Origin of the sequence: Desulfosporosinus nitroreducens, from assembly GCF_023897015.1 — a bacterium.
Classification (GTDB): domain Bacteria; phylum Bacillota; class Desulfitobacteriia; order Desulfitobacteriales; family Desulfitobacteriaceae; genus Desulfosporosinus; species Desulfosporosinus nitroreducens.
The window spans coordinates 359,012-376,226 of the sequence record NZ_JAMHFY010000002.1 but is presented as its reverse complement, the minus strand read 5'-3'; the positions used below and the strand labels follow the sequence as shown (position 1 = coordinate 376,226).

Below are 17,215 nucleotides of genomic sequence, written 5' to 3'. Positions count from 1 at the left end.
GAACACGGAAGTTAAGACCTCCAGGGCCAAGGATACTTGGAGCATAGCTCCTGGGAAAGTAGGTCATCGCCAGGTAAAAAACACAGAAAAACTACCTTTAATGAGGTAGTTTTTCTGTGTTTTTAATACTGTACTGTAAAGAACGAAAGTACCAGGTTCCCTTCTTCGGGATTCACACTGCAGGAGAGTGCGTTACAAGTCGCAGTGTGGCGAAAGGCTCGTCCTTCGCCAGGAAGTGTTTTTTTGTTGGGAAATGAGGGAAACGAGGTTGCAATGCCTGAATATAAGGGAAAAGTACTGCTTTTCGTCAACACTGCCAGCAATTGCGGTTTTTTACTCCCTAGTATAAGGGCTTGGAGACTCTTAAAACCAGACTTGGCTGGCAGTTTGATTGTTGCTGAGGTTACGCCGGAGTGATACCCGAGCCTTCACCATCCGAAGCCCGTCTACGTATGTGTCATTAAAGCTATTAAAAAGGCGGGAGTCAAAATGAAGGAACCCATCACTGAACGTACGCCGCTAGTCATCGCGGCTGAGATTAATAGGATTAAACAACAGACTTGTAAAATCATGCTTACCAATGCCATCGAGATCGGTAAGCGCTGAAGGAGGCCAAGGCCCTGCTCTCCTATGGAGAATGGAGAAAATGGCTGGTGGAATCGGTGAGCTATTCCCAGCGTACAGCCAACAGGCTGGTGCAGCTCTTTGAAGAATATGGAGATAAACTGTTTGCTGCCAGCGATGACGGCGGCAGGTCAAATTCGCCAGTACTGGCGAATTTGACCTACTAGCAGGCTCTTCTCCTGCTGGGAATTCCGGAAGATGAGCGGGAGAAATTTATCCTGGAGCATGATGTTAAGAATATGACCACCGGGGAGCTGGATCGTGCTCGCAAAGAACGGAAGCAAACCCCTCCGGAGAAAGAGCAGGCTCAAGTTACGCCCCTGTCCGATAATCCTGGGGAAATCACAATAGAATATCGAACTGTCAAAAAAACCGACAAACCAATAAACGGGCCAAAAACTGCAGCCTCCCAAACCTTTACCACGAAATATGAAGAAAGATGAATCGCTTGCTGCCAAACCATCGCCGAGGACTTCCAGGAACTGCTGGAAGTCCTCGGCCAACTGGCCACACTTGATCTGGCGGTAAAAGAAAAATGCAGTAAAGACGCGAGCCGGCTTGCTGAATATATGGTCGAAAGGCTCAAAGAGTGGCCGCCTGTTCCAACGGCGAATATGAAGACGGTTAAACCTTACGCCACCTATGAAAGGTGGTAAATCGAAGGGCAAGAGATATCCCTTTAGATGAAGGAGAGTTTGCGGCAATGATTGATATCGATATAACAGCTAGAGGGCTTTTTGCTCGTAAGTACGGGGATTGAAGTTATAGGTGCTGCCATGAGGTAAGCGTCAATTAACTCGGAGGACCGGGATGGACGAATCCCTGGTGTGTACCAGTTGTCTCGCCAGAGGCACAGCTGGGTAGCTATATTCGGAGAGGATATGCACTGGAGGCATTTGTGCCTTTCGTTGTTAGTTTACTTCAATGAAATTAACTGCAAATTGATTTATTATGTGGAAAGGTACTGCAAGGTTTATATTTTGTCCTTTATCAAAGCCTGCAGTAATTAGTCCAACTAGCCTGCCAAACATGTCTAGCAGTGCTCCGCCAGAACTGCCATTGGAAATCGGAGCAGTGAACTGTATCATAGGTATCTCATTAATATCTCTGAAACCTGAAACAATACCGTCGGAAACAGAATTAAATAACCCTAACGGGCTGCCAATGGCAACAATTTTTTGGCCCCGTACCAAATCGCCATCAGTTTTAACAATGAGAGGTGAACAGTTTCTATCTACTCTAATAATAGCTAGGTCATATCCCTGATGATATTTAATTAGCTCATTAGTAAAATATTCATTGGTATCATTTTCGAATATCACTGAAAAGAGAGTTCCACCGGTAACTACATGCAGATTAGTTAAAATATATCCGTTGCTGTGAATGACAACACCAGAGCCATAGCCTAAAGTATTATTATCATTGTGATTATCATAAACTTTAATCATTACAACCGAGTTTGAAAGTCCCGCCAACATTTCATAACTATATTCTTTTGTGTTGGACAGATTTAGAGGTAGTGCAGTATTGGGTATAGTGGCTTGGGAAACAGTCTCCACCCTTGAGACGATGGAAGCATGTTCTATATTCCGTGTAGGTAAAAAATCAGGTATCGTAAATTTATCTGGATAAAGGGCGCTGCATTTATGTAAAGTTGAGTACTTTTCTATTTCAGGGTATAAATAGACGATATCCTCTTTAGGATTCATATAACATATATCACATCCTAGTCGAGATAAAAAATATAAAAATAGTAATTCGTGATGTTTAATATCTCCGATAAAAAGGACTTTTGGGGATATACCAGTAGTGATTTTGGGATAAAAAAGCTTCGGTAAATAGATTTCTATCCAATTCATAAATTTTATAGCAAAATTTTTAAATAAAGTTTGATTGGAATTGGGATGTGTTTCTAGATACAGTAAAAGAATTTCCCTAAAGGCGAGTTTCTTTGTCCATTCAAGAGTATCATTTTCTAGTGGAGTGCATAGAAATGCGTCATTAAGTGAATGAGAATAAAAGGAATTGTTAATCATAGTTTCCCAATTATCCCAAACAATTGACAGTTTTTTAATGTCATTAATATTTGATAATATCTCAAGCCGATGTAATCTCAAGTAGGGGGAGGTTGACATTCTTGATGAAAAATAACGGTCAATGTTTAGAATGTTTTCAATGTACGTCTCTATGGAAGTATTTATGCCAATATATCTTACAAGAATAACTTCTTTTATATAAACGTTATTATTGTAATTTTCATTTACTTGACTAAAGTCTTCGAGAGGGTTATTTGTTTCTTTAAGTATAGTTTTTAAAGGTTTAGTACTCACTATCATTTTAATTCTCCAATAAATAAAATTTACTTTGATTATAAGTGATTATAGAATCTGTGCATAGGTTTAATTTAAAAGAGTTATAGATTTATTCGGAAAATTATCAAGCTCTACATCGTATGTGTTAGAAAGAACCAAAGCTGAAAATACTGCCCGAGAAAAGTTGCACGCATACATTACAGCCAGTCTTGCCTATCAAGGCACCCATTCTAAACATAACATTGCATTGCTGGAAATTGTATTTAATGCTCGGACGCCGGAAAATGTTCCCTACTATAAGTTGAGCGATGACGAAGAGGAACCGGTTATACTTGAACTTAAACAGATACTGCGCGATGGGCAAATCAAAGGTGGAATTTCGCCAGTTCAATGTTCATGTGATGGCCGGTGCCATAAATGGAGCTATCGGGGAGTATATGTTTGAGGCTAACCCGAACATTACGGCTATAGTAGACCTAGAGTCTTATAGTGAAGAACTAGTGAAGATATTTGATAAAGCAATAGTAAATGACGGTTAATGGCTAAGGAGGATATATGTATCAAAAGGATTATATTATGAAAATGATTGAGCAATTAACAATGGCAATAGCAACACTTCTTGGGTCCAAATCAAAATCTAAAATTGATGAGTGTCACCAGATGGTTAATGAAGCACTTTATGATTTAACTGGAATGAGTGAAGGGACATTACTCAAACTTTCACATAAAGATTTGATCAGTATTATTAGCGGCGGTAAAGAAACTAATACCGAAAAGTGTTTCGCACTTGCCGAGATGCTGAAGCTGAAAGCGGATGTTTCTAAAGATGATTCAGTTCGAAGTTTTGCCTTATACCTCAAAAGCTTAAATATATTTATTGAGTTAAATTTAGCTCAAAGTTTACATGTACAGAACAGTTATCAAACAATCAATGAAATCATTGATCTCATAAAACCTTATAAGATACCTAGAGAAAGTAATCAGCTGCTGTTTCAGTATTATGAATTTATTGGTCAGTACGACAAGGCTGAAGATGTACTCTTCAAGATGATAACGGCCAACGAAAAAGATGAAATAATAATTAATGAAGGATTTGCCTTTTACAATAGGTTAAAAGGTAAGACACTCATGGATTTAGAGGGGGGGAATCTGCCATTGGATGAAGTAATCGAGGGTCTGGAAGTTTATCAGCATTTGCTGAACAATCAAACATAAAAATCTTCGTTAATATGATATGCTCCCCCTTTTGGTAGACAGTTAAAATGATAAACTGTTACCATAAGGGGAAGAAGTACACTACGAGAAGGTAGTTCAAGTGCTTGGGGGCTATGGCGAATTTGTGACGAACCCTGAAGATGTGGGAAGCGCCATAGACAGAGCTTTAGCTTCTGGTAAGCCTGCCTGTGTCAATGTAGTTACTGATCCGGAAATCGGTCCTCCAAGATAAGGATGTTCTATTGGTGTCTGATTTTCTGTCCCTTTTTCAGTCGTATTATTTGGTCTTTGACACAAAACGTATGTTTTTAGGAATAAACCTCCATAATAAAGAGGAACCTCTCAAATTAGTTAGCTATTGCCATTATAATTAGGCATTGGACGGTTAGATGGGTTCTTGACTTAGAAAAGGGGGTTTCATGGGTGCTTTCTAATGAAACGGCTTCACCTGAAGAAGATAAAAATGCTCCTTTATCGAATTTAAAGGAATTAGGTCAGATTCAAATTCCGGGTGTATCAGAACGAATTTATTGTTTACCGATCATCGGGCAAATCGAGGGACATCAAATCCTGCCTGCCCAGTCTAAGACGACAAAATATGAACATATCATTCCGCAACTGTTAGCGGTTGAGCAAAACCAGAACATCGAGGGGATACTTGTCATTTTAAACACTGCTGGCGGCGATGTGGAAGCAGGTTTAGCGATCTCTGAAATGCTCAGCAGTTTAAGTAAGCCCTCTGTGTCATTGGTTCTTGGCGGTGGGCACAGTATTGGAATTCCTATTGCGGTCAGTTGTACAAAAAGCTTCATAGCACCCACAGGGACTATGACTGTTCACCCGATTCGTTATACTGGTTTAGTAATTAATGGACATCAACAGTTTGATTATTTGCGAAAAATGCAAGAACGAATTAATCAATTCATTTACTCCCATTCACAAATCACCTCTGAAAAATTAGAAAAGTTAATGTTCACTGCGGGAGAATTAGCTCAAGATATTGGAACTATCCTGATTGGACAAGAAGCGGTTGACGCTGGATTAATTCAAGCAGTTGGAGGAGTTAAGGAAGCTTTCAAAGAACTAAATAGTTTAATACCTTCGAAATCTGAAGAGTGAAGTGATATTACCTTGAAAAGCAGCGAAAGCTGCTTTTTTATGTGGCAGCGTACTAATCTCGAACGTTTTGTTTGAGACAGGGACAAGGCGTGAAAGCTTGGCGCAAGCCAAGTTTTCTTTAATGTATCTGGGAACAAAACAGGAATATTCCCTCCCGTGTGGAATTAAATAGAGTGAGAGTAATTAATAAGCGAACTCTTAACAAAGAAAATTCTTATTAAGTGAATGATCAAAATTATATTATGTTTGGAGGATTGGTTCTGTGGCGAGGGCAAAAAAACGCCGCACCGTTAATAAACGCGTGAATATGCAAGTAAGCACTTTAAAAGAGACGATACGCAATGAAGTAATCGGGGTTTTTATTGTTGGGATGGCATGCTTGGGGTTGGTCACGATCTTTACGGACAAAAGTGGTGTGATTGGTGGCCAAATCAAACATATTCTAACTGTGCTAGCAGGGAGTGGCCGCGTCAGTATTCCTATTTTGGTTGGTGCCTGGGGTCTTGCGTTTATGAATAAACAAACCCCTCGTTTAGGATTTAAAGCAGCGGGAGTAATTCTTCTCTGGCTTGTTTTTGTTGGAATTCTCCACCTACAGCTTGCTGGGATAGAGGCATTTTCTACAGCAGAAATGATTGATGAAGGTATGGTGGGGCATGGCGGTGGACTTATCGGGGCAGGAATTGCCATACTCTTAAAAACAACCATAGGTATTCCCGGAAGCTATGTTGTTCTAACTATGGCTGCCTTTATGGGAGCTCTGCTGATTACTAATCGCTCATTAGTTCAAGGAGTTCAAGAAGTAGGACAAGTCGGAAAGGAATCCGGTCAATGGATGAAACACCAAATGGGTGATTTTATCGATGTACTCAAGAATTCTGACGCTGAAGAATCACTGGACAAGGGATCTGGAACCCAGGCTGATTTAAAAGCAGAGGCAAAAATGCAAACGAAAAAGAGTGCTTCAGCTAAAAGTAACTCTCGAGCTCTTGACCCGGATGTAGTTGAACGACCGCTAGTTATTAAAACCCTGGAAGATCATAATGAGCTTTCTGATGAGACTCAAGCACCTCAAGTACCTCAAGTACCCCCCAAAGGGCAGTTAGGGTTTGAAAAGATGACCAGTAAATCGAACGAAAATACAATTATGCCTCCTGGAAAAGTAACAAGTACACCTGTTTCTCGTCAGACTCGAGAAGATGGGAATTTCCAGCTTCCTCAAGTCATGTTGTTAAATAAATCCTTAAAAATCAAAAACCCTAGACTTAATAAGGACTTAGCCGATAATGTAAAAATCCTTGAAGAAACATTAGGCAGTTTTGGAGTAAAAATAAAAGTAACTCAAGTCACTCAAGGGCCCGCTATTACGCGTTATGAGGCCCAACCTGCTCCAGGGGTAAAAGTGAGTAAAATAACAAATTTAGCTGATGATATCGCTTTAAGTTTGGCCTCCGCTGATGTACGTATTGAGGCTCCTATTCCCGGGAAATCTGTGGTAGGCATCGAGGTGCCTAACAAAGAAATCTCCATGGTTCACTTTCGTGAAGTTTTAGAAACACCCGAATATCAAGGAGCGACGAGTAAGTTGGCCTTGTGTTTGGGCAAAGATATTACGGGGACTCCAGTTATAGCAGACTTGACCAAAATGCCGCACCTTCTCATTGCGGGAGCAACGGGCTCTGGAAAATCTGTATGTATTAACACGCTGATTCATAGTATCTTGTTTAATGCCCGTCCCGATGAAGTGAAGTTTTTGTTAGTGGATCCTAAAATGGTTGAATTGGCGAACTATAATGGGATTCCACATTTGATAGCACCCGTCGTGACAGATCCAAGAAAGGCAGCAGGCGCCTTGAAGTGGATTGTAACAGAAATGGAGACTCGCTATGAATTATTTGCAGCTGCCGGAGTGAGAGACATTGTCCGTTACAATTTTCTGCGCACTCAGGATAAGAACGAGGAGCATCCACCATTACCATATGTTGTAGTGATTATCGATGAATTGGCCGATTTAATGATGGTAGCGCCGGGGGAAGTCGAGGATGCGATTTGTCGCTTAGCTCAAATGGCCCGTGCTGCGGGAATTCACCTAATCGTAGCTACTCAACGCCCTTCGGTCGATGTAATCACAGGTCTAATAAAAGCCAACATTCCTTCTCGTATCGCTTTTGCGGTTTCCTCCCAGACAGATTCAAGGACTATTTTGGATATGAATGGTGCCGAGAAACTTTTAGGTCGTGGGGACATGCTTTATTATCCCATGGGTACGAGTAAGCCACTCCGTGTTCAGGGATGTTATTTAGGTGATAAAGAAGTGGAGAACGTGGTTTCGTTCCTGCAAAATCAGGCCAAACCTGAGTACCAAGAAATACCTAACCTTGATATTGGAGATATTAAGAAGGAAGAGATGGAAGATGAACTCTTTTACCAGGCTGCACAGCTTTTCATAGAAAGCGGATCAGCGTCTGTTTCTCTTTTACAACGCCGCTTACGCATCGGGTATACGCGGGCAGCCCGCTTGATGGATTTTCTAGAGGGTAAGGGAGTTGTCGGAGGATACGAAGGCTCTAAACCTCGAGAGGTGCTAATGACAAGAGGGCAGTTTGAGCTTAAATATGGTCAATGCTTAGATGAAGTTGCACACTAGTTGCATAATTCTTCCGAAGGATTTATGATAAGATAAGATTAAATTGCCGAACTGGAAGGAATTAATGATGATTAGGGAGATCAATGTTGAAGAACTAAAAAATTTAGATAAACCGATTCTTATTGATGTGCGTTCTGAGGGAGAATTTGAGGAAGCCACGATTCCAGGTGCTTTGAATCTTCCTCTCTTTAACAACCAAGAACGTGCTGAAATAGGTACAACATACACTCGGACTTCCCAGAGTTTAGCTCGGGAGCTTGGTTTAAGTATAATTAGTCCGAAACTCCCTGATTTAGTTAACAAAGTCGGAGAGCTTGCGAAAAAAGGCCCACTGGTTCTCTTTTGTTGGAGAGGCGGTATGCGAAGCAAGTCTTTGGCGACGGTAGCAGAGTTAATGGGTATTCCTATTTATCGTTTACAAGGCGGGTATAAAGCATATCGCAATCAAGTAGTTGAGTTTTTTCAAGAGAAACTTCCATTTCAGGTGGTAGTACTCCGTGGAAATACTGGGGTTGGGAAAACTGAACTGTTGGGACATTTGCGAGCTGAGGGGTACCCCGCAATTGACCTGGAGAAACTCGCTAATAATCGCGGATCTGTTTTTGGTGCCATGGGCTTAGGAAATCCGCCCTCCCAAAAAAAATTTGAAGGTTTATTGTATGAGGAACTTGCAACATTAAGAGAATTTCCTTATATTATTGTAGAGTGCGAAAGTAAGCGGATCGGAAGAGTTACTTTGCCCGCTTGTCTCTATACAGCAATGCAAGAGGGTATCCAGATTCTTCATTATGATTCCTTAGGAAATCGGGTTCAACGTCTGATCAAAGAATATACTTCTGTACCTAATGCTCTTGAGGAGATAGGCACAGCCTTGGAGAGGCTGATAAAAACGTTGGGCCATGCCAAGGTTCAAGAATTACGGACTTTCTTAGAAGCTAACAACTTGGAAAAATTTACAGAGCTATTACTTGTGGAGTACTACGATAAACTTTATGCTTATCCGAATGAACCAAGTTCAAAGTACGCGTTTTATATTAATTATGAAAAGCCTGAGAAGGCGTTAAGGGAGTTGGAGTGCTATCTTGATGAGAAGGTGGCCCAACAAGGCAGAAAATCTCCTATACTTGGAGTACGATATTCAGCAAAATAAACCGGGTTTGCTTGGCGCTGTGACAACACTGATTGGAATGCTGGGTCTTAATATACTTACAGTTGCAGGGATTGAACAGAAGAGGCGAGGGCTTCTTTTGGAGACTCATTCAGAGGAAAAAGTAAAAGCATTACATGAAGCGTTAAATGCAGTAGAGGCTATTAAGTTGACCGCTTTTCGGCAACCAACGTTGCTGGATCGAATAGCGTTGCGACATGGCAAGCGTTTGGACATGGCAGAGATAAATCCACCCACTTACCGTTTTGTTCGCGAAGAATTAGGTGTGCTGGTTGACTTTTTGGGAGATACTTTATTGGAAGGCGGAAATCATGTCATTGGAATAAGGGGCATGCCGCGTATAGGTAAAACAGAAGCAGCTATTGCAGCCTGTGTCTATGCCAATAAACGATGGATTTTATTGTCCTCGACTATAATTCGTCAAGCGTTACGTACTGAGTTATTACTTGATGAGTCTGTGAATAGTATCTTTCTAATTGATGGTATCACTAGCACTACGCGAGGAAATGATGCACATTGGTCCTTGATTGAGAAGACCTTAAAAATGCCAACTCTTAAGATTATCGAGCATCCGGATATATTTATTCGGGATGGACGTTTGAAAGTAAATTTTGATTTTATCATTGAAATCCGCCATCATGAGGAAGATGTGATTCGTTTAGATGATATCGCTATGAGTTTCACGGCATTTGATATGAGTTAATTAGGATAGAAAGGAGGTTTTAGCAATGGCGGGAGAAGGACAAATGCTCCGGCTTGCTCGGGAAGATAAGGAATGGAGCTTATTGCACACAGAGGAAATCACAAAAATTCGTGTTCGCTATATTCAGGCACTTGAAGAGGAGGAATATGGAATACTCCCTGGAGCTACTTATGCGAAGGGGTATTTGAGAACCTACGCTAAACAACTAGGATTAAATCCTGATGAAATTGTTGAACTCTATAGCTCTTCAATAAAGCCTGAGGCGGCACCAGTCATTCAAGTACCAGACAGAATAATTAAATCTCGCCCTTTGTGGGTAAGACCGGTGATCATAGGGAGTATGGCGCTGGTAGCTATTGTTTTGGTTTTTGGTATTAAAGCTTTATACCAAACAGAGGGAACTAATCCAAGCACCCCATACACCTCACCACCCTTAATAAGTGCACCTGATCCAGAAACTGCGGCTCCTTCTTCGACTGTACCGCCTTCCCAAAGTTCCCCTCCTGATGTTGTAGCCTCTACTCAGGATGGCTTAACAGCACAGTTGGTCTTTACGCAAGCCTGTTGGATCGAGGTTAAAGTTGACGGTCAGGCACCTTTTCAGGGAACGTTTGCAGCTGGTACAAGTAAAGAGGTTAAAGGAATCGATAAAATTGAGCTGGTCTCGATCGGGAATGCAGGAGGACTTACTGTTACATTGAATGGTAAAGCCATTCCAAGTTTGGGGAAACCAGGCGAAGTTCTTCGCAACGTTGTTTTGACTAAAGAAACTTTGAATCAACTTTAAGTAATTCCCATTAACTATGAAAAGTTTAAAGGAGAGTTTGTTTTGGCTAAAGATTCTTCATTCGATATTGTTTCCAAGGTAGATATGCCCGAGGTCACCAACGCAATCCAACAGGCACAGAAAGAGCTTTCACAACGATTCGATTTTAAAAACAGTAAATCTTCAATTAATCTTGAGGGTGAAAAGATTATTTTAGTATCTGATGATGATTTCAAGTTATCCAATGTGGTTGATATTCTTGAGAGTAAACTCGTCAAGCGCGGGGTTTCCCTGAGGGCTTTGGAATATGGAAAGTCTCAATCTGCTGCTGGCGACACGGTTAAGCAAGAAGTTAAGTTGGTGCAAGGGATTGCCCAAGAGAAATCTAAGTTAATTAATAAAGCTTTAAAAGATAGTAAGATAAAAGTAGTAAGTTCTATTCAGGGCGAAGAGATTCGAATATCCGGTAAAAATAAAGATGACCTTCAGGCAGCTATTGCCCTTTTACGTAAAGAAGATTTTGGAATAGAATTACAGTTTATTAACTTCAGATAAGAAGTCTACAGTTCTTGCAACCTACACAGAAATAATGGGTAAGTATAAAAATGCTTGGAAATAACCAAGCATTTTTATACTTGTCAGGGAGGTATAATTATCGCTATATTTCCCTGGACGGTCCAACAAGGTATTATATTTGTGTATACATAAGATTTCAGCATATATTTTCTGTTTACTGAAAGAAATTTGAAGGAATTTGTCGAATTGATCTTGAATATTAATAACTATTCGATACCGGAAAGGATAGTTTAGAATGGAAAAATCTACGTACATCGGTTTGATACTAGCGGTCATTGCTGTCGGTGTTGGAATGGTCTTGAAAGGCGCTAGCCTTTTATCTTTGCTAAACCCCGCTGCAATTTTAATCATATTTGTGGGGACCGCCGCAGCATTATTCATCGGTTTCCCATTGGATGACTTAAAGGCAGTACCGAAGCTCTTTAAGATAATGTTCACGTCCCAAGTATTAGTATCTAGAAGCGAATTAATCAATCAAATTGGTGAATGGGCAACTGTCAGCCGACGAGAGGGCTTGCTTTCCCTTGAAAGCATGGCTGAGGAAATTGAAGATGAGTTTCTAAGAAATGGGATGCGCATGGTCATTGACGGTAATGATCCGGAATTTATTCGTGATGTTCTAATGGAGAATATTTCTGCGATGGAGGAGCGACACAGACAAGGTGCGCTTATCTTTACTCAAGCAGGAACTTATGCGCCGACTTTAGGAGTTTTGGGGGCAGTTGTCGGTTTAATTGCCGCCTTAGGCAATCTAAATGAGATAGAAGCATTAGGACATTTGATTTCCGCAGCTTTCGTTGCGACGTTACTGGGGATCTTTTCTGGATATGTTTTATGGCACCCGATGGCCAATAAATTGAAGCAAAAATCTAAAAAAGAGACCCAAATTAAGATGATGATGGCGGAAGGTCTTTTAGCCATTCAAGCTGGTGAACCTGTTTTATCCATTAACCAAAGGCTGGCAGTCTTCCTTACCCCAACTGAGCGTAAAGTTATGGAGGGGGATAAGGTTGAAAAAGCATAAGAAAGAGCATCATGAAGAACATATTGACGAGACATGGTTAATTCCTTATGCGGACTTGTTAACGTTATTATTGGCATTATTTATTATTCTATTTGCCTCGAGTCAGGTAGATGAAAAAAAATATGCTAAGGTTATGCAGGGCTTGAACAATGCCTTTAACGGAGGCGTAAGTGTTTTTGAAGAATCAGATACTTTATCAATAGATGATATTTCTGTCAATGATGTAAAAAATGTTAATGAAAACGGACAAGACCAGAACCAAGCGCTTAATGACCTGATAAATAAAGAAAAACAGGACATGGAGGCAATTAAGAAAAGGCTTGACACTTTTATTACAGAAAATGGTCTGACCCTGCAACTTCAGACGAATGTCACTAGCGATATGTTGAAAATTACGATTCAGGATTATGCTTTATTTGACTCAGGAAAGGCAGTTGTAAAACCAGAGGCTCAAAAACTTGCTTCAATTATTTCAGAAATGTTAAGTATGTATCCTGATTACAAAGTAGAAGTTGCGGGGCATACTGATAATATCCCTATAAAGAATAATGAATTTGACTCTAACTGGGATTTAAGCTCAAAACGGTCTTTAAACTTTATGAAGTATCTGTTAAGATCGAATAATATCAACCAAGCTCGATTTCGATCGATTGGATATGGTGAGTATCAACCGATTGACACCAATGGTACACTTGAGGGGCGGGCCAAAAATCGTCGCGTTGAAGTGAATATTATTCGAAATACGATAGAAGCTAAAACAAAAACAATAATTCCATAATCCATGGATTTAACTTGTGTCGTTTAAACAGAAAGGTGAAACTATGCGTACACGTAATTTTTTACCAATGAATCAAGCGGATATGGAGGCTCTTGGCTGGGATAAACTAGATTTTCTCTTGGTAACAGGAGATGCGTATGTGGATCATCCTAGTTTTGGTATTGCCATTATCGCTCGTGTTTTAGAAAAAAACGGTTTCCGAGTAGGGATCGTAGCTCAACCTGATTGGAAAGATCTAAAAGATTTTCAGGTAATGGGAAAACCCCGTTTAGCGTGTTTAATATCTGGCGGGAATCTGGATTCTATGGTTAATCACTATACTGCGGCTAAGAAGAAACGGCACAAAGACGCTTATTCTCCTGGAGGAGAGTCTGGTCTGAGACCCGATAGGGCAACCATCGTTTATTCTAATCGGGTCAGAGAAGCCATGCCTGGGGTTCCCGTAATTATTGGAGGGATAGAAGCCTCTCTGCGTCGCTTTGCTCATTATGACTACTGGAGTAATGAGGTTCGGAGGTCCATTCTGCTGGATAGTCAAGCGGATTTACTGGTCTTTGGCATGGGAGAAAAGTCGATTGTGGAAGTTGCCGAACGTCTAAATAACGGGGAACAGATTGATCTGATAACGGATGTCAGGGGTACTATGGTAACGTTAACCGGAGATGGTGTGCCTCATGATACTCTAGTTCTGCCAAGCTTCGATGAAGTTGCAAAGAATAAGAAAAAATATGCTGAAGCTTTTTGGGTTCAGTATAATCAACAGGATCCTTTTTCAGGGAAATCCATGATCCAATCCCACGGGCGAAAAAATGTATTGCAAAATAGGCCTTCACTTCCTTTGAGTCAAGCAGAGATGGATGCGATTTATGCCCTGCCGTTTATGGGGACATATCACCCGTCTTATGAAGAGTCAGGAGGAGTTCCGGCTATTGAAGAAGTAGAATTTAGTCTCACCAGTGTCAGAGGGTGTTTTGGAGCATGCTCTTTTTGTGCTTTGACATTTCATCAAGGGCGAATTATTCAAAGCCGAAGTGCAGAATCGATAATACGGGAAGCCGAAAAAATGACTTGGAATTCTCGCTTTAAGGGGTATATTCACGATGTAGGGGGCCCGACGGCCAATTTTAGACGACCGGCGTGCCAAAAACAATTATCCAAGGGAGCTTGTTCCCACAAACAATGCCTGTTTCCAGAGCCGTGTGCTCAACTAGAGAATGATCATGAGGAATACATAGATCTTTTACGTCGCCTGCGCAACTTGCCAAGGGTAAAAAAAGTATTTGTTCGTTCCGGTATCCGCTATGACGCAGTATTAGCAGATCGTAAATCTAAGTTTATCAGTGAGCTTTGTGAGCATCATGTCAGTGGACAATTAAAAGTTGCTCCAGAACATGTCAGTGACGCTGTTCTAAGTTTAATGGGCAAGCCGGGTAAAGGCGTTTATGAAGAGTTTGTGCAGGAGTTTAAAAAGACTAATGATAAATTAGGGAAAAAACAATACCTCGTACCTTATTTAATGTCTTCGCATCCGGGAAGCACGCTTAAAGAAGCTGTCGAGTTAGCTGAATATGTGCGAGACATGGGTGTTAATCCAGAGCAAGTCCAGGATTTTATCCCAACCCCGGGAACCCTCTCTACTTGCATGTACTATACCGGCTTAGATCCTAAGACTATGCAACCGGTTTATATTCCAAAAAGCATGCATGAGAAAGCGATGCAGAGGGCTTTAATTCAGTATCGAAATCCGAAAAATCATGGGTTAGTCGAAGAGGCTCTACGTTTAGCTCATCGCGAAGATCTGATAGGGTATGGACCTAAATGTTTAATACGACCCAGAAGATATATACGAGACGATCAACAAGAAGCAGGCACTTGGAAGGCGAAAAAGCCAACGAGACGATCGGGTATGAAGAAAAAGGACGTTGCTGGAAAAGAAGTACAGAGTAAAGATGCGCCCATTAAAGGTGCATCAGGAAAAGCAAATAAAGGGCCAACAGGCAAACCAGTGCGCTCTAAGGAGGCCCAGAGTGCGGAAATCCCTTATAAGGGTGCTGGTGGCAGGCCAAAACGCTTGAAGGATGCGCGAAGTGGGGAAGCGTCGAAAATAGGTAATGAAGCCAAAGAAAGACGCTTCAAAGATGTCGTAAAGGCTGAAGTCCCTTATAAAGGCATTCCAAGCAAAACAAGAGGCACTGATAATCCTGTTCCTAACGGGAAGAGAAGGCAGCATCATGGAACCAAGAAGAGATAAATAATTAATATAATATGACCCTAAGCCGAACTAATGGCTTAGGGTCATATTAATTCTAGTCAGAAAATATAACTTTCTTTATGCCCAGTCTCCAAACTCATCGATCAGTGTCTCTTCAACCTCTTCAAGAGTGATTTTCCCCAGTTCTTTGAGGTGACCATCGTCTGACCATTCCAGGAAATCTTCGTAGGTAAAGTCTGGTTCCTCATAATAAAATTTCTGAAAGGAAAACCATATCCCCTCTGTGCGAGTATCTTCTTCGTAACGAATTAAGTAATACTCAGTTTCTTCAAGCTTACTCTGAAAAAACACAGCTTGTCCGGGTACGATCTGCACAACTCGTGCATCTTCATATTGTCGATTGACGAATTGAAATGTAAAGGCCTGTAAGGGAATTTGGTCGTTAGTATGAAGCAGGGGGGCGAGGGCTGGTTCTGGAAGCTTATCGTGTGTCGATTCTTGTTTGTTTTCCCAGGTATAAGTAGTTTCCTTTATTCGTTCCTCTTCCATCTGTTCCGCAATTACTTCGAGGCGGCGAGAAACGAGTGAGGGCAGAGTGTATTCTTGGCAAGAAGCAGCGCGACAGTGGTAGACAGGGACATTAGCTACACGCCCTGGACCGTGGGCCAAATCAATTGGAATCGTCTTAGCTGTCAGATATCCCATATCACCACAACCGCACATATCGATTGGTTCTATTATTTCATCTTCATCAAACACAATATGACACCTCGCAAAAGTTTGTTGGGCCTTAATTCGCCAAGAGTAGGATAATTCCTTTAAGTATATACATTAAATCTTGCCATTTAACGCAAACTTTACACAGGTAGATTATTTGGGGCTCGTTAATAATACATCAAACGAGAAATAAAATACAGAATGGGAGAATTTTTATGTTTAGAAAAAAAGGAAGATTATTAGCTTCCGTACTTACGGCGGTATTAATGCTTTCATTTGTTGGGTGCGGAGAGAAGAACCCAACAGGTCAAGGACAAGCAGAGACAGCTAATCTAACCGGGTCAGGAAGCTCTTTTGTCTATCCTCTATTAAATCAACAAATCGAGGAGTACCGCAAGGGGAATTCTAACATCGCGATTAACTATCAGAGCTCTGGCAGCGGTGCAGGCATTAAACAAGTTTCAGAGCAAACGATTGATTTTGGGGCGACAGACGGCCCGATGACAGATGAACAGCTTAAAGCCACAAAAGGCGGGCAACTGCTGCATATTCCTTTAACTTTAGGTGCCGTAGCGGTCACCTATAATGTTCCGAACGCTCCAAAGGAGCTAAAAATAGGTCCCACTGTACTGGCAGACATCTTTCTAGGGAAGATAACCAATTGGAATGATCAACAGATTGCCAATGATAATCCGGGCGTATCTTTGCCAGACTCTAAAATTACTGTTGCTCATCGTTCAGATGGGAGTGGCACAACCTACATATTTTCAGATTACCTCAGCAGCATAAGTCCGGAGTGGTTAAGCAAGGTGGGTAAAGGAACATCCCTGAATTGGCCTGCAGGGCTAGGTGGTAAAGGAAATGCCGGCGTTGCGGGTGTGATTCAACAAACGTCTGGTTCTATCGGATATCTAGAACTAGCGTATGCCGTTCAAAATAACCTGCCTTATGCGATGATGAAAAACAAAGAGGGTAAGTGGGTACCCCCTTCTCTTCAAACAACGTCTGCAGCAGCTGCGGCAGCCACAATTCCTGATGACATGAGAGTGTCAATTGTCAATGCTCCGGGGGCTGACGCTTATCCAATTGCTGGTTTTAGTTGGGCTTTGATTTATAAGGATCAAACTGATAAAGCTAAAGGAACGGCACTGGTTAATTTTATTAATTGGTCTATTCATGACGGACAGGCTCTTTCTGAAGGGTTACATTACGCAAAGCTGCCAGCCAGTTTAGTAAGCCGTGAAGAAGAGATGCTCAAATCTATTACGTTTCAAGGAGAACCATTGATAAAGTAAATAGATAGGCAGAGGATTAATTAATTATGATCCAAGTTGCAGGGGCTCTAATTTAGGAA

At 41.3% G+C, this 17,215-nt stretch carries 16 protein-coding genes, 1 rRNA gene and 1 pseudogene; 16 read left to right on the top strand and 2 right to left on the bottom strand.

Annotated elements, in window-relative coordinates; all coding sequences use genetic code 11:
- From rrf to M8E35_RS03995, 3 genes and pseudogenes are all read left to right on the top strand, one after another.
- A 5S ribosomal RNA gene (rrf, locus tag M8E35_RS27160) occupies positions 1-75 on the top strand; the annotation flags it as partial.
- Positions 76-243: 168 nt separating this feature from the next.
- Positions 244-417: a hypothetical protein gene (locus M8E35_RS26840; RefSeq protein WP_373887416.1), complete on the top strand. Its 174-nt coding sequence runs from the start codon at positions 244-246 to the stop codon at positions 415-417.
- A 72-nt stretch (positions 418-489) separates the two neighbouring features.
- A pseudogene (locus M8E35_RS03995) lies at positions 490-1,280 on the top strand (DUF3102 domain-containing protein).
- Between the two features lie 255 nt (positions 1,281-1,535).
- Here the strand turns inward: M8E35_RS03995 and M8E35_RS03990 are convergent.
- Positions 1,536-2,960 (bottom strand): trypsin-like peptidase domain-containing protein, encoded by a 1,425-nt coding sequence (locus M8E35_RS03990; protein ID WP_252467472.1) that lies wholly within the window; start codon positions 2,958-2,960, stop codon positions 1,536-1,538.
- A gap of 308 nt (positions 2,961-3,268) precedes the next feature.
- Here M8E35_RS03990 and M8E35_RS03985 point away from each other — a divergent pair, with 308 nt between their 5' ends.
- The 12 genes from M8E35_RS03985 to M8E35_RS03935 all read left to right on the top strand — a co-directional run bounded on the left by M8E35_RS03985 (position 3,269) and on the right by M8E35_RS03935 (position 15,183).
- On the top strand, positions 3,269-3,475 hold the full coding sequence (locus M8E35_RS03985) for a hypothetical protein (RefSeq protein WP_252467471.1): 207 nt from the start codon (positions 3,269-3,271) through the stop codon (positions 3,473-3,475).
- Positions 3,476-3,491: 16 nt separating this feature from the next.
- On the top strand, positions 3,492-4,151 hold the full coding sequence (locus tag M8E35_RS03980; protein WP_252467470.1) for a DUF6483 family protein: 660 nt from the start codon (positions 3,492-3,494) through the stop codon (positions 4,149-4,151).
- A gap of 100 nt (positions 4,152-4,251) precedes the next feature.
- Entirely contained in the window at positions 4,252-4,383 is a 132-nt protein-coding gene (locus tag M8E35_RS26425) for a thiamine pyrophosphate-dependent enzyme (protein ID WP_282433992.1), read from the top strand.
- Positions 4,384-4,574: 191 nt separating this feature from the next.
- A complete protein-coding gene (locus tag M8E35_RS03975) occupies positions 4,575-5,270 on the top strand; it encodes a ClpP family protease (protein WP_252467469.1) in 696 nt (231 codons plus the stop codon).
- A 262-nt stretch (positions 5,271-5,532) separates the two neighbouring features.
- On the top strand, positions 5,533-7,917 hold the full coding sequence (locus tag M8E35_RS03970) for a DNA translocase FtsK (protein ID WP_252467468.1): 2,385 nt from the start codon (positions 5,533-5,535) through the stop codon (positions 7,915-7,917).
- Positions 7,918-7,984: 67 nt separating this feature from the next.
- Complete coding sequence (mnmH, locus tag M8E35_RS03965) at positions 7,985-9,067, top strand: tRNA 2-selenouridine(34) synthase MnmH (protein WP_252467481.1); 1,083 nt, start codon at positions 7,985-7,987, stop codon at positions 9,065-9,067.
- Entirely contained in the window at positions 9,003-9,788 is a 786-nt protein-coding gene (locus M8E35_RS03960) for a DUF3388 domain-containing protein (protein ID WP_252467467.1), read from the top strand. The genes mnmH and M8E35_RS03960 overlap by 65 nt, the downstream gene beginning before the upstream one ends.
- A 25-nt stretch (positions 9,789-9,813) precedes the next feature.
- Positions 9,814-10,575: a helix-turn-helix domain-containing protein gene (locus M8E35_RS03955; RefSeq protein WP_252467465.1), complete on the top strand. Its 762-nt coding sequence runs from the start codon at positions 9,814-9,816 to the stop codon at positions 10,573-10,575.
- A gap of 42 nt (positions 10,576-10,617) precedes the next feature.
- A complete protein-coding gene (locus M8E35_RS03950) occupies positions 10,618-11,109 on the top strand; it encodes a YajQ family cyclic di-GMP-binding protein (RefSeq protein ID WP_073029387.1) in 492 nt (163 codons plus the stop codon).
- A gap of 256 nt (positions 11,110-11,365) precedes the next feature.
- Positions 11,366-12,154, top strand: a complete 789-nt coding sequence (motA, locus tag M8E35_RS03945) for a flagellar motor stator protein MotA (protein WP_252467464.1) — start codon at positions 11,366-11,368, stop codon at positions 12,152-12,154.
- Positions 12,141-12,932, top strand: a complete 792-nt coding sequence (locus tag M8E35_RS03940; RefSeq protein WP_252467463.1) for a flagellar motor protein MotB — start codon at positions 12,141-12,143, stop codon at positions 12,930-12,932. Before motA ends, M8E35_RS03940 begins: the two co-directional genes overlap by 14 nt.
- Before the next feature lie 43 nt (positions 12,933-12,975).
- A complete protein-coding gene (locus M8E35_RS03935; RefSeq protein WP_252467462.1) occupies positions 12,976-15,183 on the top strand; it encodes a YgiQ family radical SAM protein in 2,208 nt (735 codons plus the stop codon).
- Positions 15,184-15,261: 78 nt separating this feature from the next.
- Here the strand turns inward: M8E35_RS03935 and M8E35_RS03930 are convergent, their stop codons facing one another.
- On the bottom strand, positions 15,262-15,903 hold the full coding sequence (locus M8E35_RS03930; RefSeq protein ID WP_252467461.1) for a hypothetical protein: 642 nt from the start codon (positions 15,901-15,903) through the stop codon (positions 15,262-15,264).
- Between the two features lie 173 nt (positions 15,904-16,076).
- On the opposite strand from M8E35_RS03930, the gene pstS reads away from it, so the two are divergent.
- The gene (gene pstS, locus M8E35_RS03925; RefSeq protein WP_252467460.1) at positions 16,077-17,156 is read left to right on the top strand and encodes a phosphate ABC transporter substrate-binding protein PstS; all 1,080 of its coding nucleotides are present in this window, start codon (positions 16,077-16,079) and stop codon (positions 17,154-17,156) included.
- Positions 17,157-17,215 lie beyond the last annotated feature (59 nt).